The sequence below is a fragment of the Pseudoalteromonas ardens genome (assembly GCF_030125445.1).
In the GTDB taxonomy this organism is placed as follows: domain Bacteria; phylum Pseudomonadota; class Gammaproteobacteria; order Enterobacterales; family Alteromonadaceae; genus Pseudoalteromonas; species Pseudoalteromonas ardens.
The window spans coordinates 645,772-666,930 of record NZ_JASJUV010000002.1 but is presented as its reverse complement, the minus strand read 5'-3'; the positions used below and the strand labels follow the sequence as shown (position 1 = coordinate 666,930).

Here is a 21,159-nt window from a genome sequence, read left to right as displayed (position 1 = left end):
CTTGAAAAGCTATAGCCTTGGACGCATATAAATAACAACTTTATGATAAAACGGAGCAGTATTATGGCGGAGCAACAAGTGCAGCCTTTACACAACGAGAAACATGCCAACACTAAAGTAAAAAATGGCATCAATGTAGAATTTTTAAAATCTCAGCACTTGATCCCGGTCGTTGCACACGAGTTTGCACGTGTAGCAACTGAATTCCCGATGGCATTTGTTAAGAATACAGAGAGCGGTCAATATCAGGCAGTTGCTTTATTTGGTCTTGAGCCAGGTGAAAACCTGTTTGTACAAGATGGCGAGTGGACTGCGGGTATCGCACCTCTTGCTGCATCTCGTTACCCGTTTGGTCTGGTTAAGCACCCAGAGCAAGATCAGTACGGCATCGTGATTGATGAAGCGAGCCCGCTGGTAGGTGAAGAAGAAGGCAATGCTTTGTTCGAAGACGGCAAAGAAACTGAGTACCTTGAGCGTCGTAAAGAAGCGCTGGTTAACTTCATCGAGTTTTCTCGCGTTACTGAAGCGTTCACACAATATCTGGCAGAGAAAGATCTGCTGGTACAACAGACTCTGACTGTTGAAATCGCTGGCGAAAAGAAAGACATCAACGGTATCTACCTGGTAGACGAGCGTAAGCTGAACGAACTGAGCGACGAAGCTTACCTTGAGCTGCGTAAGCGAGGCTACCTGGCACCTATCTTCTCTTTCCTGACTTCTACACATCAGGTTGGCCGTCTGGCACGCCTGAAAGCAAAGCGTCAGGCAAGCTAAGTTACGAGTGACTATGAATTGCAAGAAAGCGCCTTAAGGGCGCTTTTTTTATCGCTTTTTTTTGCAACCAGAATTTATATCCGGCAGCTTAGTTCGACAATAAAAGAACAACAGGAATTCGACATGCGCCGTTTATTACTTACTTCATCTTTGCTTGTGGCATTAAGCACAGCATATCCCGTTTTTTCAGCCCCAGCTCAATCACCCATTGCTATCGCAATCCATGGTGGTGCAGGCACAATTGAGCGCGCCAAATTTACGCCAGAGCAGGAGCTGGCTTACCGACAAACTTTGCAATCAGCTGTTGAGCAAGGGTATGCCGTTTTGGAAAAAGGCGGTGAAAGCCTGGATGCCATTACAACAGCAATTAAGGTACTGGAAAATTCCCCATTTTTTAACGCCGGAAAAGGTGCAGTATATACCTATGACGGTACGCATGAGCTGGATGCGTCGATTATGGATGGCCGGGATCGTCAAGCTGGTGCAATTTCCGGAGTGACATTGATTAAAAACCCCATTGAGTTAGCCAGAGCGGTTATGGAGAAGTCGGTGCACGTGATGCTCAGTGGTGAAGGTGCTCAAGAGTTTGCAAAACGTGAAGGAGTTGCGTTCGTCAACAAGGACTATTTTGATACGCCTCACCGCTATGAGGCCTGGCAAAAAGCACGAAAGAAACTGGAGCAGGCAGAGCAGGGGATTAAGGATTATCAGGCTTTACATCAACAGCTACCACAGCAATACAAAATGGGCACTGTTGGGGCAGTGGCACTGGACAAACAAGGCAACCTCGCGGCAGGCACCTCAACTGGCGGGATGACGGCAAAACGATTCGGTCGTATCGGTGATTCACCGATCATTGGCGCAGGTACATTCGCGGATAATGACTCGTGTGCTGTCTCTGCGACCGGACATGGTGAGTATTTTATTCGCTATAACATCGCGGCGGATATCTGTGCGCGGGTACAGTATCAGGGAAAAACAGTGGCGCAAGCGGGACAGGATGTTATTTTTGGCCCAATGCTTGAAGCCGGTGGTACCGGCGGAGTGATCATTTTAGATGCCGAGGGCAATATCAGCATGCCTTTTAATACTAAAGGGATGTATCGCGCCAGCAAATCTAACACGCAGCCTACCTATGTCGGTATTTTTGACGACAAAAAGTAACCCTAATTAATATGCTTAAGGCCTGTAAACTTGGGCAATTTTTGTAACGCCAGCTACTATTTAATATGAAGCTGGTGTTTTTTTAGGGGAATGAAATATGCAATCTGTCAAAGTAGCAGACTATCTTAATCATCGTCCGGTTACCTTTAAAGCGGACATGCGCATCGAATCGGCAGTGGAAAAGTTACTACAAAGTGGTCAGGCTGGAGGCCCCGTGATTGATGATATGCAACACGTCGTGGGATTTTTGTCTGAACAGGACTGTATTCGCACTATGCTCGAAGCTACTTATCAGAACGAATCACACAGTATCGTGGCTGATGTGATGAATACCGAACCTTTGTGTGTGAGCCCGGACGACAGCATTTTGAAGCTGGCTGACAGAATGACTGCCGACAAACCCAAATTATATCCTGTATGCGATGATGACTGCCGTTTGGTAGGGGTGATCAGCCGAACAAACGTATTGTACGCGATTGACAAGCACCTTCATGATACCTATGAGTCAGGCAACCGCTTTGTTTAATCGCTGATTAGGCCTCAGTATACCGGCAAGCGCGTCACACACAGTTTGCCAGATTAAGCCCGCCTGTCGGTATTTAGTGCGCAGCCCCTGTCAAAGGGACTGGGCTGTACTCATGCTTTTTGCTAGACTACGCGACGATTTTCTCAGTAACAAGGTGTCGTGTAGTGGATTTGCAGTCGTTGTATTCGAACATAGCGGATTGCCTCAAAAAGGATCAGTTTCTCTTTAAAAAGCGCCTTCAGGGCGTTAAAAAAATAAAAGATGAAGCGAAACAGCAAAAGGTAATCACTCAGATAACGCGTGATATAGCGCACAGCCAAACGCTCAGAGTAAAGCGTCTGGCTGGCCTGCCGAGTGTGCAATACCCCGAATCACTGCCTGTCAGTCAGAAAAAAGACGATATTAAAAAAGCCATTGCGGAGAACCAGGTCGTTATAGTTGCGGGTGAGACTGGCTCAGGTAAAACCACTCAGTTACCTAAAATTTGTCTGGAGCTGGGTCGTGGCGTTGATGGCTATATTGGTCACACTCAGCCCCGTCGTCTGGCTGCACGAAGCGTGTCCAACCGTATTGCCGAAGAGCTTAATTGTGAGCTTGGTCAGGAAGTGGGTTTTAAGATCCGTTTTAGTGATCAGGTTTCTGACAAAAGTTATATCAAGCTGATGACCGATGGTATTTTGCTGGCTGAGATCCAGCAAGACAGATACCTGAATCAGTACGATACAATTATTATCGATGAAGCCCACGAGCGCAGTCTGAACATTGACTTTATTCTCGGCTACCTGAAAAACCTGCTCCCTAAACGGCCCGATCTGAAAGTGATCATCACCTCAGCAACCATAGATCCGGAGCGTTTTTCAAAACACTTTAATAATGCACCCATCATAGAAGTCTCGGGACGTACTTATCCGGTAGAAGTGCGCTACCGACCGGTGATAGATGCCAGTGGGGATGAAAGCGAAGCTGAAAACGATCAATTACAGGGCATTTTTGATGCTGTTGATGAGCTGTGCGCTGAGGGTCCCGGTGATATTCTTATTTTTATGAATGGTGAGCGGGAAATCCGCGATACCGCGGACGCATTGAGCAAGCGCAACCTTAAAGGGGTTGAGATATTACCTTTGTATGCTCGCTTGTCGAATGCGGAGCAGAATCGTATTTTTGCTGCGCATAGTCACCGCCGTATTGTACTTTCAACCAACGTTGCAGAAACGTCTCTGACGGTACCCGGGATCCGCTACGTTATCGATCCGGGTACCGCGCGGATCAGTCGCTATAGTTACCGAACTAAAGTACAGAGGCTGCCTATCGAGGCCGTCTCTCAGGCCAGTGCAAATCAGCGTATGGGTCGATGCGGCCGGGTTGCTGCGGGGGTGTGTATCCGTCTGTATTCCGAGGAAGATTTCCTGGGTCGCCCTGAATTCACAGATCCTGAGATTCTGCGTACTAACCTGGCATCAGTTATTTTGCAAATGCTGGCGCTGGGTCTGGGTGACATTAAGCGCTTTCCATTTGTTCAGGCACCAGACAACCGCAACATCACAGATGGTGTCAGTTTGCTCGAAGAGCTGGGGGCGGTCAAGCCTGCAGCCAGACGTGAACAAACCTCATTGACTCAGACCGGCCGTAAACTGAGCCGTTTGCCTATCGATCCTCGCCTCGCGCGCATGGTACTGGCTGCCGCGCCTTTAGGGGCGCTGCGTGAAGTGATCATCATTGCAGCTGCTTTGTCTATCCAGGACCCCAGAGAGCGACCGCAGGAAAAACGCGGCGCAGCGGATGAAAAACATGGTCGGTTCGAAGATGCTGATTCGGATTTCATGGCGTTTCTTAACTTGTGGCAGTATCTGGAAGAGCAGCAAGAGGCGCTGAGTCGTAGCCAGTTCAGAAAGCAGTGTCAGAAGGACTTTTTGGCCTATATGCGGGTGAGAGAGTGGCAGGACATTGTTTACCAACTAACCACAGTCTGCACTGAGATGGGATTAAAGGCGTCTGGTAATGAGGCGAGCTTCGAGGCCATTCACCAAGCGTTATTGAGCGGGATGCTGAGTCACATTGGTCAAAAAGACGAGAAGAAATTCTACAAGGGCGCTCGTAACAGCCAATTTCATATTTTCCCAGGGTCAGGCCTGTTTAAAAAGAGCCCCAAATGGGTGATGGCAGCCGAATTGGTGGAAACCAGTAAGCTGTACGCCCGTATTAACGCCAAGATTGACGTGAACTGGGTAGCACCACTGGCGGAGCATCTGGTTAAGCGCAGCTACAGTGAACCACACTGGGAGAAGAAACAGGGCTGTGTCATCGCATTTGAACAGCAAACCCTGTATGGATTAATCATAGTGGGTAAAAAGCGCACAGTATACAGCCAGATTGAACCCGCTCTGTGTCGTGAATTATTCATCAAAGAAGCACTGGTTGCTCAGCAATTAGGGCAAAACGAAGCCTTTTTACAGCACAATCAGGCCTTGATTGAAGACATTCAGGATCTGGAAAACAAAGCCCGTCGTCGTGATATTCTGGTTGATGAGCATATGATGCAGGCCTTTTATGAAACGCGGATCCCGGCTGATGTTAATAATCGCGCTGCTTTTAATCACTGGTGGAAAGATAAGAAAAAAGCCGATAAACGATTCTTACACATGGATCGGGATGCCTTGATGCAGCACGAAGCGTCGCATATTACGGCGTTAGATTATCCCGATGTGTGGCAGCAGGGTAACCTGATGCTGCCCTTGAGCTACCACTTTGAGCCGGGTCAGCCGGTGGATGGTGTAACAGTAAATATACCCCTACCGTTGCTCAACCAGGTCGCCTCTGAGGGTTTTGACTGGCATATCCCGGCACTGCGTCATGACTTGATCTGTTCATTGATTAAGAGCCTGCCAAAAAGTCTGCGGCGTAATTTTGTCCCTGCACCTAACTATGCTGATGCAGTGCTGGCTGCCATTGAGCCGATGCAAGGGGGCTTTCTGGAAGCGCTGGCCAATCGTCTTTTGCGTATGACAGGGGTTAAAGTTGATGTTGAAGCATTTGATTTAGGGGCGCTGGAATCTCATTTAAAAATGCAGTTCCAGGTACTTGATGAACATAACAAGGTCATTGCTCATGGCTATGATCTGGATGTACTCAAAGCCAAGTTACAAGGCAAAGTAACACAAACGCTGTCTAAGGTGGCTGAAAAGGGCATAGAGCAGGAAGGGCTTACAGAGTGGTCGTTTGGTGACTTGCCCAGTGAATACACCAAGAAGCAGGGGGGGTACGAGATCAAAGCTTTCCCTGCTCTGGTAGATAATAAGCAAAGTACATCAATCAGTTTGTTTGATCACCCTTTGAAGGCGCATCAGGCACATCGTCTTGGTTTACGCCGACTGGTGATGCTGAATGTGCCCTCGCCGGTGAAGTATCTACAGCAGCATTTACCTAATAAAGCCAAACTGGGACTTTACTTCAATCCGTTCGGTAAAATTAACGATTTAATTGATGATTGTACCGCAGCGGGGATTGATGCCTTGCTGGGTGACTATAGTGCGATTCGTTCTGAACAGGACTTTGAACAAGCCAAAGAGCATGTCCGGGCTGAACTTGGCGATAAAGTAGTGGAAATTGCCTCTGCGGTTGAGCAGGTGCTGAGCATTGCTCATGGTATCAATAAGCGTATGAAAGGACGTGTTGATTTGACCATGATCACGGCCCATGGTGATATTAAATCTCAGCTGGAAAGCCTGATTTTTAAAGGGTTCGTTAGTCAGCATGGGGCACATAAGCTGCCGGATTTGCTGCGTTATATGAAAGCCATCGAAAAGCGTCTGGAGAAGCTGCCTGTTGACCCTAATCGGGACCGTTTATGTGTTCTGGAGCTTGAAAAAGTGGCGTCGGCCTATACCGATAAGTGTAACAAACAGCCAAAAGGGATTCCGATGCCAACAACACTTGATGAGATTTTCTGGATGCAACAGGAACTTCGGGTGTCATTGTTTGCTCAAACACTAGGAACACCTTATCCGATTTCGGCAAAACGGATCACCAATGCGTTAAATGAGATCGAATAGTGTGTTTTGACTTGCAATTTGCATTAGGGCAATTACCTTATTAAGAGGAAACTATTTTTGGATTGTGAAAAGGAAGCGGCATTGACTATGTCCACACAGGGGAGCAGGATGAAAACGCCGCATGTGCTAGTGGTTGACGACGAGTATTTCAATTTTGAGATGCTTTCAATGGCTTTGTCAGACGCATTTAAATTTAGCTATGCTGAATCGGGTAAGAGCTGCCTGTCGAATGCGATTGCCGATCCGCCAGATGTGATCCTGCTCGATGTATGTATGCCTGGGCTGGATGGGTATGATACCTGTCGGATGTTGAAGAATACGCCTGAAACTCGTGATATTCCCGTACTCATGGTATCTGGCCTGGAGTCGGAGCAGGAGAAACAGGCGGGCTTTGATGCCGGCTGTGATGCCTATGTGGTTAAGCCCTTTTCCATGCAATCCTTATCTGAGAAAATAAAAAATATGGTGCAAATAATTCCAAGGTAATTTTTTGCAGGCAAGCAATGATAACAAAGAGTGGAGCACGCCATGATACATGAGGATAAAAGGCGCTTTATGCGCATGATGGTCAATACACAGGCACAGTTAACCGTGTTGTCCTCGGGGCACAAACTGCACGGTACTTGTCACGACTTAAGTGCCACGGGATTATCAATCATTGTTGAGGAACCCCTCGAGATCAACGAAATGCTGGATGTGTTTATTGATAGCCATGGTGGATCAGTTCCTCCGCTCAACGCACATGTTAAAGTCATTCGGTGTGGTAACAACAGCGAAGGTGAAGGCTATATGCTTGGCCTGGAAATCGTGCAGTTTAATTAGTCAGCCCACTTGAGTTAGAAGCCCGGCTCGCCTGACTTTTGGCGGGCCACTCACACTGAGCCGTTGCATGAGCGTGTTCCTGCTTTGGTAAATTTTGTCACTACTTCCACACTATTTGCACATTAACCTTACATACTGACTAGCATCTGGTCTTACACCAATTGACTTAATAAAGTATTCTATTTTGAGACGAGAAATGAGGGTCGATAACCAGGCAAAAATTTTCTATTTGGTTGTTCTAAATGAGAAATTTTTAACTCCGTTAGCGTCATATTTGCTCCTTCAAATTGATCAGGTAGTAAGTACAATTGGTATTCCATGTTTTGAGTTCCGTTCACAGGGGTAGCAACATCATGAAACTGACAATACGGCACAAGCTGCTGGCTATTTTGCTGTTGGTCAACACCGTATTGATCATGGCGATCTACTTTGCCAATCAGACTGCTTTTGAAAAGAGCTTTCAAGACTATATTCAGCAAAATAGCCGTGCCCGGTTGGTCGCCTTAATGCCTTCTATTCGAGATAATTACGTACGCTACGGTGAGGAGTGGGTGTTTCATCGCCACCCGGCCTGGCATCAGCTGGTTGAAGAGCTGAGAGGGAATGTAACCAGCGCCACCAACGCCAGATCTGCGTCATCGTATGATAGCTACGACAGTCCTGCTATGCATCGGCCGCGTCGGCCGTCTGATCATGAGGGGCGGGGGCCTGGACGTGAAGGACGAGGAATGCGCGGTGAGGATAGCAAGAAGCCCCACTATAAGCGACGTTCAGGCAAAGAGGCGGAGTTCGGTGCTGAGCGATCCGCAAAGGGCGAAGGCAGTGCGCGTCCGGAAAGACGGCGCAGGCCGCCCAGAGGACATGGGGACAATGGCAGTGGTCGTCTGGTGTATAAAAATGCGGCCGGGGAGCAGGTGATTGGCTCGCTTACAACAACCCGAACCACTCTTTGGGTGCCTGTTTATCAATCTGACAAAACCGATGCGCCTTTACTAGGATATGTAGGACTTGAAGACGGCCTGGTGGTTAGTAACCGGTTCGATAGTTTATTTGCCGAGCGTCAAAAAAATTGGTTTATGTACATCGCCATTACCGCTCTGATTGCCTCGAGCCTATTGGCCATTCCGTTTAGTCATTATCTGGTTGCCCCTGTGCTGGCATTACGTCGTGCAGCACAAAACCTGGCAAACGGTGATTATCAGAGCAATTTAAACACGGACAGTAACGATGAGTTGGGCATGCTCGCCCGGGATCTGAACACCCTGTCCGAGACCTTGCGAGAAAACCAACAAGCAAGACAACAGTGGATCGCCGATATCTCCCATGAACTGCGCACGCCAATCGCTGTATTCAAAGCCGAATTAGAAGGGATGATCGATGGTGTGATAGAAACGGATCCTGCTCAGTTGCAGTCATTGCACGAGGAGATTGGTCGGCTGACTCAGTTAGTAGATGATTTGCACCAGTTATCCATGTCCGACAGAGGCTCATTAAGCTATCAAATGGCACCACACTGCCTGGGCGAGCTGGTAGAGCAAACCTTTGGCAATCATCAGGCACAGCTCGCCAATCGTCATTTTGAGTATCAGCTGAAAGGAAACATGCAGAGTTTGATGGACTGTGATGACAGACGCATGGCACAACTATTCGGTAACCTGATGCAAAACACCTTGCGTTATACCGATTCTGATCAGGACAATCCAGGCCGAATACAGGTCACGATCGAACAACATGGGGAGCAAATTGAGATAGTCTGGCAGGATAGCTCGCCCGGGGTAGAACCCGAGCTGTTAGACAAGTTGTTCGATCGATTATATCGAGTAAAACAGTCCCGAGATCGCGCCTCAGGCGGCTCAGGCCTGGGGCTGGCAATCTGTACCAGTATAGTGCAGGCGCATAATGGCACAATTGAGGCTCGCGAAAGTGACCTTGGCGGTTTGGCAGTGGTGATGCGGTTTGCTTAAAAGGGTTGTAAATTCAAGCGATTTCACTTAATTTTGGGGAGGAGAAGACCCAAGGTGAAAGTGAGCGCCTAAGATGCAAAAAGTACTGATCATAGAAGACGAGAAAAAGCTTGCGGCTATTTTGGGCAAGTACGTCACTCAGGCGGGCTATGAATTACAGATGGTCCATGATGGCGCCCAGGCGTTGGCTGCCGTTGAGAGCTTTGATCCCGATATTATATTACTCGATTTGATGTTACCTAATGTCGATGGCATTGTTATCTGTCGGGAAGTGCGGCGCAACTCCATGGTGCCCATTATCATGACGACCGCCAAAGTGGAAGAGATAGATCGCTTACTTGGCCTTGAAGTGGGAGCTGATGATTACGTGTGCAAACCTTACAGCCCAAGAGAGGTTGTGGCACGGGTCAAAGCCATCTTGCGCCGGGTGGGTGCCAGTACACCACAATCAGAGCAGTTGTTGCTTGATGAAAATACCCTGTTTGTAACCTACCAAAATAATTCTGTTGAACTGACTCAGGTGGAGTTTGTGTTGTTGCAAACTCTGGTGGCACATCCCGGACGAATTTATAACCGTTCGCGCTTGATGGACAATATTTACGATGATGACCGCATCGTCAGTGATCGTACGATAGACAGTCATATCAAAAAAATTCGCAAAAAGTTGTCCCAATTGTCCCCGAACAGCGAGTTCATCCACTCTATTTATGGCGCGGGTTATAAATATGAGTTGACCGACAATTCATAGTTCAATGAATGACGCTTTTGTTATAGCGCCCCGGCAACGCCAATTTTGTAGAGAGCACGGGCTGACTGAACAATACATTCAGTCGCTGGTGCCTGTGGCACGCTGGTTGGCAAAGCAGGTAGCGCAGCAGACACCCTTGTGTCTGGGGATCAGTGGGTCTCAGGGCAGCGGAAAATCGACACTGGCAGAATATTTAAAGACTGAACTGAGGCAGCATGGATTGCGCACTGACAGCGTGTCTTTGGATGATTTCTACCTGAGCCGGTCACAGCGCGCACAGCGTGCCGCTGATATTCATCCCTTGTTTCAAACCCGGGGCGTACCTGGTACACATAATACCGCACTGGCCGAAGAGGTTCTGGCAAGATTTCGGGCCCGACAGCCACTCATATTACCCCGATTCGACAAATCCATGGATGAGCCGTTTGCACCTGAACTGTGGACGCATACCCACACTTTGGATGTCTTGATCCTGGAAGGCTGGTGTCTTGGGGTAGAAGCACAGTCAGCTGAGCAATTGCGCTGTCCGGTCAATCAGTTGGAACAAAGCCAGGACCCAGATGGACGTTATCGACATGCCGTCAATCAATTTCTCAAAGCGGACTATCATAGCCTGTTTAGACAAGTGGATAAGCTCATATTCCTCGACGCAGGGTGTTTCTCTCATGTTGCCCGCTGGCGCTTTGAGCAAGAGCAAAAGCTTAGCTTGTCTGGCGCACAGTCTCGCCGCATGTCGCAACAAGAGGTTACGCACTTCGTCCAGTTTTTTCAGCGACTGACGCAATGGGGGCTGGAAACTTTACCCGCTCAGTGTGATATCAATTTACAACTGTCACCACAGCGCGATATTGCAGCGTCGACAGAGATCCACAATTAGAACACATTGACGTTTTAGGATACGCAAAACTCTTATGGATTATCACCTATGAACAGCACTGTATTTTCCTTATCGGCTTTATGGTTAGTGAGTATCACGAGCATCAGTACAGCGCAAGCGCACAGTACTGAACAGATCAAGGTAGAAACGCTGACAAAGCAGCAATATAGCTGGAATGGTTCCGTGTTGCCAGCTTACCCAAAAGGCCAGCCAGAGGTGCAGATCATGCGCTTTACCATTCCTTCCGGCCAGACTTTACCTGTTCACAAACATCCCTACATTAATGCCGGGTTGTTGTTAAAGGGAGAGCTTGAGGTTGAGACACAAAGTGGGGAGATGATCCACATCAAAGCGGGTGATACCCTGGTCGAGGTTGTTGATACCTGGCACTGGGGGAAAAGTGTGGGTAAAGAAGCCGCGCAGATAGTGGTATTCTATGCCGGCGTTAAAGATCAGCCTGTTACACTAAAACAAGACTAGTCGCGTTGGCACCGTATCAGAATCTGAGTACGATACCAACGGGTTTAACTGACACAGATCCCGTATCTGGGTAAGATATCGACTATGATACTTTGGCGATGTTTTTTCGCCGCATCATGGAAGTGCTTCCAGTCACTGTGCAGAAAGTCCGGGTGATACTGATAGCAATCTTCATCACCATCTGCCAGCGTGGTACCCAGCGCCTGATGTTTCCAGGAGCCTGGTCCTTTGGCGATGTAAGTCAGTTGGTGTGCCCCCAGGCCAAAGCGATCGGCGGCGATGGCATCCAACCATTGCTGGTGGCGTGTCGCGCCGTTATCACTGACAAACTGACTAAAGCACTGTGCAATCTCTCGCTCTACGCCAGGTGACAAACCAGTGATGGGCCTGACCAGGTAAGTCTGAAATACTTTACACAGCGCGTTTGCTGCTTGCAAAAAGTCAACCGGGTTATTGCGTTCAACGGCTTCACCAAGACCATTTTGATAAGACCAGTGCTGATGTGGCAGGTCAGGGTGTGATAGCGCCTGACCATGGCCCAGACTGGGAATATTGTCCTGCAGAATATTGGCAAAGTAATCGGTGACTTTTGCGATGAGTGTTTCGTGGCTCTGACCATTATGATCTTTGATGTCACGAACGTGATTGACTGGGTGGTCAACCCCCGCAAAGCCGCGGTGTCCCCAAGTATCGATAAAGACGTGTGCGGTGATCCCCAGGCGATGCAATGAATGAGGCCGGTCTTTATCCGCTAACACTTCTGCAACCATGTCTTTTGCTACAAACGAATGTGGCCGACACACAAGTTTCTGAATAAAGCTGCCCGCAGGGTTTTCCCCAGCAGGTAACCCCCCATTGCCAGGCAAAAAATGAAACGGCACCCACACTTTCATGTTTTTAAGGCTATCCAGATTACGATACTCAAGCATTTTATGGGCAGTTGCAATACGCTCGTAAGCTGCACCGTTATGAAACTTGATATGACCATAGTTGGTGGCATCGTCTACATATTGTGCCGCGTGAGCTATGGTGGTGGCCTGAGCAGGCGAGAAACCGGCGTCTCTGGCAACCACCCAGGTCATAGCGTGATGGAGATCAATTTGCATTACTTTATCCCTGCGAAAATCGATTGATGCATTAAACGGTACACTATTCAAAGAATTAATCCTACTGATAGCGACGTGAAACCGCTATAATGTCAGTTATTTTTTAGATAACGGTACAGGGTACCGAGCGGTATGTCAGAGAGAGTGTATGAGTAAAGGTTTTATGTTGGTTTGTGATGGCAGTAACGGTGCTGGCAAGACAACCGTGATTCAGGGCATTGCCGACTATCTCGGGCAACAGGGATTTGAAGTAGTACTGACCCGCGAGCCCGGTGGCACGCCGATTGGTGAGAAGATCCGTAGCGTGATATTAGACCCCAGCACACCAGAAATGAGCTCAATGACCGAATTGATGTTGTTTGGCGCAGCCCGGGCACAACACGTAGAAGAAAAAATCCGCCCAGCTCTGGAAGCCGGTAAAGTCGTTATTTCAGACCGGTTTGACGCTGCAACTTTTAGTTTTCAACATTACGCGCGCGGTATTGATCTTGAGACCATAAAGACCATTAATGAACTGGCGCTCGGCGGATTCAAGCCCGACATGAATCTCATCTTAGATTTAGACCCTGAGCTGGGGCTGCAACGCGTCAATCAACGAGGCGAAGGGCTCGACAGGCTTGAGGATGAGAAAATGGAATTTTTGCATCGCGCACGAGAGGGCTATCTTGCTCAGGCTAAGGCTGACCCGGAGCGTTTTAGTGTGATTGATGCGTCGGAAGATAAACAGTCTGTATTGTCTGCCTGCCTGAGGGTCGTTGATTCTGTGATTGCGGCCACTCGCCGCGATAACACAAATCGTTGACAGGTCTGTTGATATGTACCCGTGGTTAGAAACGGTTTTTGCGCAGTTGCAGATGAGTTTTCAGCAACAGCGCTTTCATCATGCGCAGATGTTCCATGGTATGACAGGCGTGGGCAAACTTGAGCTGGCGCAGTCGCTTAGCGCAGCATTGCTGTGCAAGCAGGCAGGTACTTCATTACGCGCTTGTGGGCAGTGTAAAAGCTGTCTATTGGTCGAAGCGGATAATCATCCGGACAAACTGTTGATCACGGCTGAATCACACAGTATCAGTGTAGAGGCGATCCGCAGTTTAAATGATTTTATATTCCACTCTGCACAGCAGGGAGGCAATAAAGTGGTGGTGATTGATGGCATAGAAAAGCTCACCGAATCTGCTGCGAATGCGTTATTGAAGACCCTCGAAGAACCCGCAAAAGGGCGCTACTTATTGCTGTTATGCAACGATACTGCGCTTGTAGCGGCGACCGTTTTGAGTCGCTGTAACAAGATGAATGTGGGGGTTGCTGATGTTAATAGCGCTGAAGGCTGGCTGGCACAGCAAGGGATCCACAGCGGACAATACCCTTGGGTCGCTCACTTTATCTCCCAGCCGCTATTATTACTTAAATGGGCGCAGGCGCAGCAGTTGGGTGCTATTGATAACCTGTGGCAGGAAGCTCAACGTCTTGGTGAAGGCGCTGACGCTGAAGCATTAGCTAAAGCTTTACAAGCCGACACTAGCCTGGTCAAGGTATTTTGTGGCTTTGCACTGGCGGCAATCAACACTAAAATAGCGCGTGGTGAGCTGGCATTCGACAAAGCGCAGGCCGCAATTGTCACGCTCAGGCGGTTTTCAGTAGACCAACACACTGTGTTAGGCTTAAACTTGTCCCTGAGTCTGTCACGATTGTGCTATCAGTTGCAGCAAACCTTAAGATAGGAGTCAAGGTGCAAGAGTTACTAGTTGATTTTGAAGACATTGACGAGCTATATCGTAGCTACATGCCTTATCAAAAAAGTGGTGGTTTATTTGTACAAACCAATAGCCGCTATGAAATGGGTCAGGCGCTGACGCTGCGTATTACCTTACCGGATGCGCTGGAAGAAGATGTTGTCACGGGCAAGGTGGTCTGGATCACGCCACAGGGAGCACAGAACTCCAACCCGCCAGGAGTCGGGGTAGGCTTTGAGGCCGAAGACGAATTGCTGAATGATAAAATAGTAAAAATTCTGGGTACTAAGCTGAATTCAGGCAAACCCACCTACACCATGTAAGAGTTGTTATGATTGTAGATTCTCACTGTCACCTGGACAGACTGGATTTTGATAAAATTGGAAAAGCGTTACCCGAGATCCTGAGCGATGCCAGAGCTAAACAGGTTGAACACTTTTTGTGTGTGAGCGTGACGCTGGCACAGTTCCCGGCCATGCTGGAAAAAATACTGCCCTTTGATGATGTTTCGGCATCGTGTGGCGTGCACCCGCTCAATCAGGAAGACGCACTGGATCCTGCACTATTAAAAGAATTGGCGCAGCACCCAAAAGTGGTCGCGGTTGGTGAAACGGGGCTGGATTACTACTATTCAAAAGACACGCATCAGGTACAAAGAGACAGTTTTGCACAGCATATCGATATTGCCAATGAGCTCAATAAGCCTTTGATCATCCATACCCGCGATGCCAGACAGGATACGCTGGATATTATGCGCGCGCATCAGGCAGAGCAGTGTGGTGGCGTCTTACATTGCTTTACTGAGAACTGGGAGATGGCCAAACAAGCCATTGATATGGGGTTTTATATTTCCATCTCAGGGATTGTGACTTTTAAGAATGCCGTTGAGCTGCAAGAGGTTGTAAAGCGCCTGCCACTTGAGCGGCTGCTGATCGAAACGGATTCACCATATCTGGCACCAGTGCCACATCGAGGCAAAACCAATCAACCTGCCTATGTACAGGACGTGGCTTATTTTATTGCGAATTTAAAAGGTATTAGTTACAAGGAGTTAGCTAGCGCGACAACGGAGAATTTCTACCGTTTGTTTGGTCTGGCTCAGCGTGGTAATGCCAGCTAATCGTTCTGCGCTTCCCTATGTATTGCTCGGCCCTATGGTGCGCCGGGCAGAGCCCACACAAATTTGCCTGCAGTTTGTTACCACGGACTTGCCTGAGTTTGAAGTCGCTGTAGAAGGCGTCGAGGTGTCGTCACAGCTGAGTGAAATACGCCTGGGCACTTATTTGTACCTGTGCTTTGTACTGGTGACACCTAAAACGGGTCGCTTCGAGTGCGATACCAACCTAAGCTATCGTGTTAAAGCTGGTGGGCAATGGCTCGATATGAGCAGTCTGAGTTATTCGGATGCGCCTCAGTTACTGATACCAAACACATTGCGTAGTGTGTTGCATGGTTCATGTCGCAATCCACATCATCACAGTCGCGACAGCCTGGCAAGTGCCGACGACTACCTGAATCAAACTCTGGATGATAGCGCCAAACGACCCGCCTTATTGCTGATGTCTGGCGACCAAATTTACGCGGACGATGTGGCAGGCCCGATGTTGCTGGCGGTTCACAAGCTGATTTCGCTGCTGGAAATTTATTCTGAGGATAACCTGACACTGAGCTTACCTGAGTCACTGGAGCAGCAACTGTATCAGCGTCATCACTGGTTACCTAAAACCCCCTGGCAGGCACGTAGCAAGTGGTCAATTAGCCATTGGTTGAAAAAAGATGAGGCCCATTTCTCCAGTGTTAAGGCGGGCAACCATCTCATCACACTTGAGGAGTTTATTGCCTGTTATTTGCTTAATTTCAGTTATCAGGCCTGGCAGTTGGTTGACTTATCTCAGTTACATGCTCAGTCACTGAGCCATCCACAAGCGCTGGAGTTTGCAGCCGATAAGCGCGCGCTGGAGGGCTTTATTGAGACGTTGCCTGCTGCGCAGCGCCTGTTTGCGAATGTGTCGACCCTGATGATGTTTGACGATCACGATGTGACTGATGACTGGAATCTGACCGCTCGCTGGGAGCAGAATATAGCCAATTCGCCGGCAAGCCGACGGATCATTGCCAATGGCCTGATCGCCTACTGGTTGTTTCAGGGACTGGGGAATGATGCCCTGTCGGCCTCGGGTAAGCTGATTGATGGCTTCACACAAAGCCTTACCGCGCACAACACATGGGCACTGACCAGCTTTGATAAAGCTTTGCATCGCTTTACCCAGTGGCATTATTGCCTTGAAACTCAACCGAAAGTGGTGGTGTTAGATACGCGCACGCACCGCTGGCGCAACGAACAGGATTTTAACGAACCCAGTGGACTCATGGATTGGGAAACACTGATGGAATTGCAGGAGCAAATGCTGGAGCAGGAGAGTGTCTTACTGGTCAGCCCGGCACCGGTTTTTGGGGTTAAGGCCATTGAGACCATCCAGGCGGTATTTAACGCATGTGGTCAACCTTTGGTGGTTGATGTTGAAAACTGGATGGCCCATGAGGGCGCGGCGAAAAAACTGATCGATATTTTTAAACGTGAAGATACACCCTCTGAGACGATCATACTTTCGGGCGATGTTCACTATTCATTTTGTTTTTCGGTTGCCGCGCGATTTGGCCGCCATGACAATCGTATTTGGCAGCTCACTTCTTCGGGGATTAAAAATGAGTTTCCGAAACGCCTGCTGCATATTCTGGAAAAGCTGGATACCTGGTTGTTCGCACCATGGAGCCCGTTTAATTTATTTACTAAACGTTGGCAACTCTCGGTGCGTAAACACCACAGTGATAGCCCCGGCAAGCGTTATCTGGTGAGTGCTTCCGCCATTAGCCTGGTTGAATTGGAGCAGGGACGTTTAAGTCGCTATCGGTTGTTACGTGGGGATGGTCAAATGACCGAGTTCTCATTGTCTGAACATGACGATACACCCAGTTAACCCAGTAAGCGACATCTCAGCCGGATTGTAAAGTTTTGCTATAGTTACAACAAAGAGCCTGTTTAAAAGGTGATAGGGTTGTATCAGCAGCAGATAAAACAAACAAAGTTAGGTGCCAGTATCCTCATATCGCTCATGATCTGGCTACACTCTGCAATCGCGTTTGCCGTCCCTGTGTTTTCAGATACTGCACAGGTGATGCGTCATTATGATTATGAATCTGGCCTCAGTCAGGTCAGTATTACTGCTATTGAAGAAGATCAGCTTGGCTACATCTGGATAGGCACTCAGGCTGGTCTGAATCGCTTTGATGGCCATTCTTTTAAGCAATTTTCTAGTCGTCAACAAGATCCCTTTGCGCTGGCCGGGGCGTTTATTACTGCCCTGTGCCACAGTGGTGAATCCTTGTGGATTGGTACCAGTACCGGATTGAGTGTTTATCACACTGTAACAGGGCGATTTCAGAGCTTTTTGAGTGATTTTAGCCCTTTGATCCTATCAGATAGGGTGCAATCAATAGGTTGTCAGGGCGCTGCAGTGTCCGTGACCACAGAAGATGGTTTTTATTATGTAATTGATAAGACTACGTTAGAGCCGCAGGAAGTCGCACTGGAAGGGGATTTCATACGCTATGTAACTGTTTATAAGAACTTGGTTTATTACCTCTCTGACGAGGGGTTGATGGTCAACAATCGTCAAACGGGCATAACAACTCTATTGTTGGCAGGCGATTATAAATCCCTGATGGTCAGTGGTGAACGCGCTTTTTTGATCAGTAAAGATAACCAGCTTACCGCCTATGACACGCTGTTTGAGCGCGCGTTATGGCAAAGCGCAATCACATCCGACGCTAAGTTGGTGCTGCATTCTGTGTTTGCCTCTGCTGGCGAGCTTTTTGTTGCAACCAGTCATGGTGTGTATTTGCTCGATATGAAAGGGGAAATTAAAAAGCGTTGGTATAAACGTGGCAATAATAAATCGGGATTACAGGATAGCAGTATCCTCTCGGTATTTCGCGATAGCAACAGCGACCTGTGGATAGGGACAGAGACTCGGGGTTTGCATTTTATCAGTCAGCTCAGTGAAACCTTTGGCCATGTGGGCGAGTACAATTATCCACACTCTCCGTTAACTAATTCAGATGTTCGCAGCTTCGCGCTGGATGAATCGGACAGGCTGTGGGTTGCAACTTCCAGTGGTGGCTATATTTTTGAGCAGCAAAGGTTTGTGAAAGTAGAGCAGGTTTATCCTCAGCTAGCCCGTTTTTCCAATACTTTTATCACTAAGATACAGATTGTCGGAGAGCATGCCTGGCTGACATCACGTGGTGCCGGAGTCGCACGGTTAAACCTGATAAGCGGTGAAGTCACCTATTTTATGCCTGATTTTGGCAACGGACCTGAGCTGAGTTTTAATGATATCACCGTATTTAAACAGTTGGTTTTACTTAGCTCGCGAACTTTGGGGTTGCTTTATTACGACGAAGCTCAGAAAAAGTTGCAGCCCTTCTTTGCGCCATCCGTGTCGGCACCTAATCATGTTTCTTCACTCCTGGTAGACGGCGATGGCTTCTACTTTGGGAGTGTGGGTGATGGTTTATTTCATTACGATGGCCAGAATATCAAATCTCTCACGACCAACAATGGGCTGGCATCCGATATTGTGTTCATGTTGTCCCGCGATTCACTCGGTGCAGTCTGGGTGGCCAGTGAATCCGGTATAAGCATTCTCAACAAGCAGTTCGAGGTGGAAAAAGTACTTAAAGTGACCGATGGGCTGGCGAATGAGGCGGTCTGGGCCATGGTATTTGATCAACAGGAACATATCTGGCTCGGAACCAGCGGTGGTCTGAGCCGGATTAATATTCACGACCATAATATCGATAATTTTCTGGTAGTAGACGGCGTACAGGATAATGAATTTAACTACAATGCAGCCTGGTTAGCCCCTGATGGTCGGGTATTTATTGGCGGCGCCAAAGGGTTCAACCAGTTTTACCCTGAGCAGATCCGCATTGCGTTTGGGATCCGTCCTTTACTGATCTCCAATATCGAGCTGCTTGGCGAAGTTTTACATCCTGAAGCCAGCAGCGAGCTGGCACTGGCGCCTGAGCTGACTGAAAAACTGCTACTTAATTACGATCAGGATATCGTCTCTTTACATTACTCCAGTCTGGATTATGGCTCTGAGCGGCTGAATTTCTTTTATCGTATTGTTGGGTTGAGTGACCAATGGTTGAAACTCGCAGATGGTGTCAGGCAAATTAACTTGCTGAAATTGGAGCCTGGTAATTATCAGGTACAGACTTATACGGTGAATCGCTTCAATCAGAAGTCACCTGTGCATCGTTTTACAATCCAGATAAAGGCACCCTGGTGGTGGGACTGGTACTCAAAAACCTTTTATATCGTGGCCTTAACACTCAGCTTTGCTTTGTGGTTCAGGCAACGCCAGGCACGTTATCGTCAGGTCGTGAATGACAACAGAGTCATGAATGAGCTTCAGCAGCGCCTTGAGCTGAGTTTGTGGGCCAGTGGCGATGAACTGTGGGACTGGCATCTGGAAGACAAAAAAGTCTATCGCTACTGCGTAAAACCGCGCATTGACTATGGTAAAAACCAAACGGCCATGACAGTTGAAGACATTGATCAGTTTGTGCATCCAAAAGATTGCATTGCCTGGGAAGAAAAGATCGAATCATGCCTTGAAGGAGAGCTGGATACTTATGAAATCGCCATGCGTGTCAAAACGTTAAAAGACCAGTGGAGCTGGGTATTAGAGCGTGGCAAGGTGGTGAGCCGTGACCATCATGGCAGACCACAGCGTATTGTTGGCGCATTAAAGGACATTGCGGAGCTGAAGGCGCATCAGAATGCCTTACAAACGCTCAATGAGCAACTTGAAATCAAAGTTGCTATGCGTACGGATGAGCTATATAAGAAAAACCAGAAACTCGAACAAGCTATGATGGAGCTTAAACGTACCCAGCAAGAGCTCATAGAAAGTGAGAAAATGGCCTCACTGGGTAATGTGGTCGCAGGCATCGCCCATGAGATTAATACACCACTGGGCGTGGCTATTACGGCGCTGACCTATAATCAGGAGTGTCTGCACAACATCAACGAAAAGCTTCAGGAAAAGCAACTACGCCAGACGGATTTAGAGCGTTTTAATGCCGAACAGGAAGAGGGGTATCGGCTCATCTTACGTAACCTGGACAGGGCACAAATGCTGATCAGCAACTTTAAACAGGTTGCTGTGGATCAGTCCAGTGAAGTTGAACGAGACATCAATGTGAAGGATTATATCGCCGATGTCTTCAGCTCTTTGTTACCACTGAGCAAAGGCAAAGAGATTGGCCTGACCATTACGGGCGACGAGGACATGCTAGTGAATACCTACCCGGGCGCCATCTACCAAATCATGACGAACTTATTCAACAACTCCATGATCCATGGCTTTGAAGCTCATCCGCAGGGCAAGGTTGAGGTATCAACAAGCATGGCCGGAGAGCATTGGTTACTAATCTATCGCGATGATGGCGTGGGCATGCCAAAAGCAGGCCTGAAAACCCTGTTTGATCCGTTTGTAACGACGAAAAGGAGTCAGGGTGGTTGTGGCTTGGGCATGCATATCGTTTATAACCTGGTCACACAACTGCTCAAAGGGGAAATCTCAGCGAACTCAAGCCCGGGCGAGGGCATTGAAGTGACCATTAGGGTCCCATACTCCCCGCCCAAAGGCGAAGAAATGGTTGGGTGAGGCGAGACCGAAGCAACGCTTCGCAGCTCGCCGAACGCTTTTCATGGATGAAAAGCCGGGAGCCCTCCATAGGGATATGTGTCCACTCGTACTTTTTTGAGACCGAAGCAACGCTTCGCAGCTCGCCGAACGCTTTATCGTGCAAAGTCGTGCTTTAGCGCGGCCTTTGCGCAAGG

17 protein-coding genes are annotated in these 21,159 nt (G+C 48.3%); 16 read left to right on the top strand and 1 reads right to left on the bottom strand.

What is annotated here, in order from left to right; translation table 11 throughout:
- Nucleotides 1–63: 63 nt before the first annotated feature.
- From QNM19_RS07885 to QNM19_RS07840, 10 genes are all read left to right on the top strand, one after another.
- Entirely contained in the window at nucleotides 64–774 is a 711-nt protein-coding gene (locus tag QNM19_RS07885) for a SapC family protein (protein WP_049866574.1), read from the top strand.
- Nucleotides 775–897: 123 nt separating this feature from the next.
- Nucleotides 898–1,938 (top strand): isoaspartyl peptidase/L-asparaginase family protein, encoded by a 1,041-nt coding sequence (locus QNM19_RS07880; protein ID WP_284026567.1) that lies wholly within the window; start codon nucleotides 898–900, stop codon nucleotides 1,936–1,938.
- A gap of 97 nt (nucleotides 1,939–2,035) precedes the next feature.
- Nucleotides 2,036–2,464, top strand: a complete 429-nt coding sequence (locus QNM19_RS07875; protein ID WP_010381692.1) for a CBS domain-containing protein — start codon at nucleotides 2,036–2,038, stop codon at nucleotides 2,462–2,464.
- Nucleotides 2,465–2,628: 164 nt separating this feature from the next.
- Entirely contained in the window at nucleotides 2,629–6,513 is a 3,885-nt protein-coding gene (gene hrpA, locus QNM19_RS07870) for an ATP-dependent RNA helicase HrpA (RefSeq protein WP_284026566.1), read from the top strand.
- A gap of 87 nt (nucleotides 6,514–6,600) precedes the next feature.
- Nucleotides 6,601–6,999, top strand: a complete 399-nt coding sequence (locus tag QNM19_RS07865; RefSeq protein ID WP_010381687.1) for a response regulator — start codon at nucleotides 6,601–6,603, stop codon at nucleotides 6,997–6,999.
- Between the two features lie 42 nt (nucleotides 7,000–7,041).
- On the top strand, nucleotides 7,042–7,335 hold the full coding sequence (locus QNM19_RS07860) for a PilZ domain-containing protein (protein WP_010381684.1): 294 nt from the start codon (nucleotides 7,042–7,044) through the stop codon (nucleotides 7,333–7,335).
- A 353-nt stretch (nucleotides 7,336–7,688) separates the two neighbouring features.
- Nucleotides 7,689–9,299 (top strand): ATP-binding protein, encoded by a 1,611-nt coding sequence (locus QNM19_RS07855; protein WP_284026565.1) that lies wholly within the window; start codon nucleotides 7,689–7,691, stop codon nucleotides 9,297–9,299.
- Between the two features lie 73 nt (nucleotides 9,300–9,372).
- The gene (locus QNM19_RS07850) at nucleotides 9,373–10,047 is read left to right on the top strand and encodes a response regulator (RefSeq protein WP_049865299.1); all 675 of its coding nucleotides are present in this window, start codon (nucleotides 9,373–9,375) and stop codon (nucleotides 10,045–10,047) included.
- 94 nt (nucleotides 10,048–10,141) lie between these two features.
- Complete coding sequence (locus tag QNM19_RS07845) at nucleotides 10,142–10,924, top strand: kinase (protein ID WP_156202355.1); 783 nt, start codon at nucleotides 10,142–10,144, stop codon at nucleotides 10,922–10,924.
- Between the two features lie 48 nt (nucleotides 10,925–10,972).
- Nucleotides 10,973–11,404, top strand: a complete 432-nt coding sequence (locus tag QNM19_RS07840; protein WP_049865297.1) for a cupin domain-containing protein — start codon at nucleotides 10,973–10,975, stop codon at nucleotides 11,402–11,404.
- Nucleotides 11,405–11,448: 44 nt separating this feature from the next.
- Here QNM19_RS07840 and QNM19_RS07835 read toward each other — a convergent pair whose 3' ends face one another.
- Entirely contained in the window at nucleotides 11,449–12,510 is a 1,062-nt protein-coding gene (locus QNM19_RS07835; RefSeq protein ID WP_049865296.1) for a DUF6765 family protein, read from the bottom strand.
- 148 nt (nucleotides 12,511–12,658) lie between these two features.
- Between QNM19_RS07835 and tmk the strand changes: the two genes are divergently transcribed.
- The 6 genes from tmk (at nucleotide 12,659) to QNM19_RS07805 (ending at nucleotide 20,983) form a co-directional block, all read left to right on the top strand.
- Nucleotides 12,659–13,312, top strand: a complete 654-nt coding sequence (gene tmk / locus QNM19_RS07830) for a dTMP kinase (protein ID WP_049865295.1) — start codon at nucleotides 12,659–12,661, stop codon at nucleotides 13,310–13,312.
- Between the two features lie 13 nt (nucleotides 13,313–13,325).
- On the top strand, nucleotides 13,326–14,231 hold the full coding sequence (locus QNM19_RS07825; protein ID WP_049865294.1) for a DNA polymerase III subunit: 906 nt from the start codon (nucleotides 13,326–13,328) through the stop codon (nucleotides 14,229–14,231).
- 8 nt (nucleotides 14,232–14,239) lie between these two features.
- Nucleotides 14,240–14,566 carry a PilZ domain-containing protein gene (locus QNM19_RS07820; RefSeq protein WP_049865293.1) on the top strand — a complete coding sequence of 109 codons (327 nt, stop codon included), beginning with the start codon at nucleotides 14,240–14,242 and terminating at the stop codon, nucleotides 14,564–14,566.
- A gap of 8 nt (nucleotides 14,567–14,574) precedes the next feature.
- The gene (locus QNM19_RS07815) at nucleotides 14,575–15,363 is read left to right on the top strand and encodes a TatD family hydrolase (protein WP_049865292.1); all 789 of its coding nucleotides are present in this window, start codon (nucleotides 14,575–14,577) and stop codon (nucleotides 15,361–15,363) included.
- The gene (locus QNM19_RS07810) at nucleotides 15,353–17,221 is read left to right on the top strand and encodes an alkaline phosphatase D family protein (RefSeq protein WP_049865291.1); all 1,869 of its coding nucleotides are present in this window, start codon (nucleotides 15,353–15,355) and stop codon (nucleotides 17,219–17,221) included. Before QNM19_RS07815 ends, QNM19_RS07810 begins: the two co-directional genes overlap by 11 nt.
- Before the next feature lie 78 nt (nucleotides 17,222–17,299).
- Nucleotides 17,300–20,983: a two-component regulator propeller domain-containing protein gene (locus QNM19_RS07805; protein ID WP_284026564.1), complete on the top strand. Its 3,684-nt coding sequence runs from the start codon at nucleotides 17,300–17,302 to the stop codon at nucleotides 20,981–20,983.
- The last annotated feature ends 176 nt before the right edge of the window (nucleotides 20,984–21,159 follow it).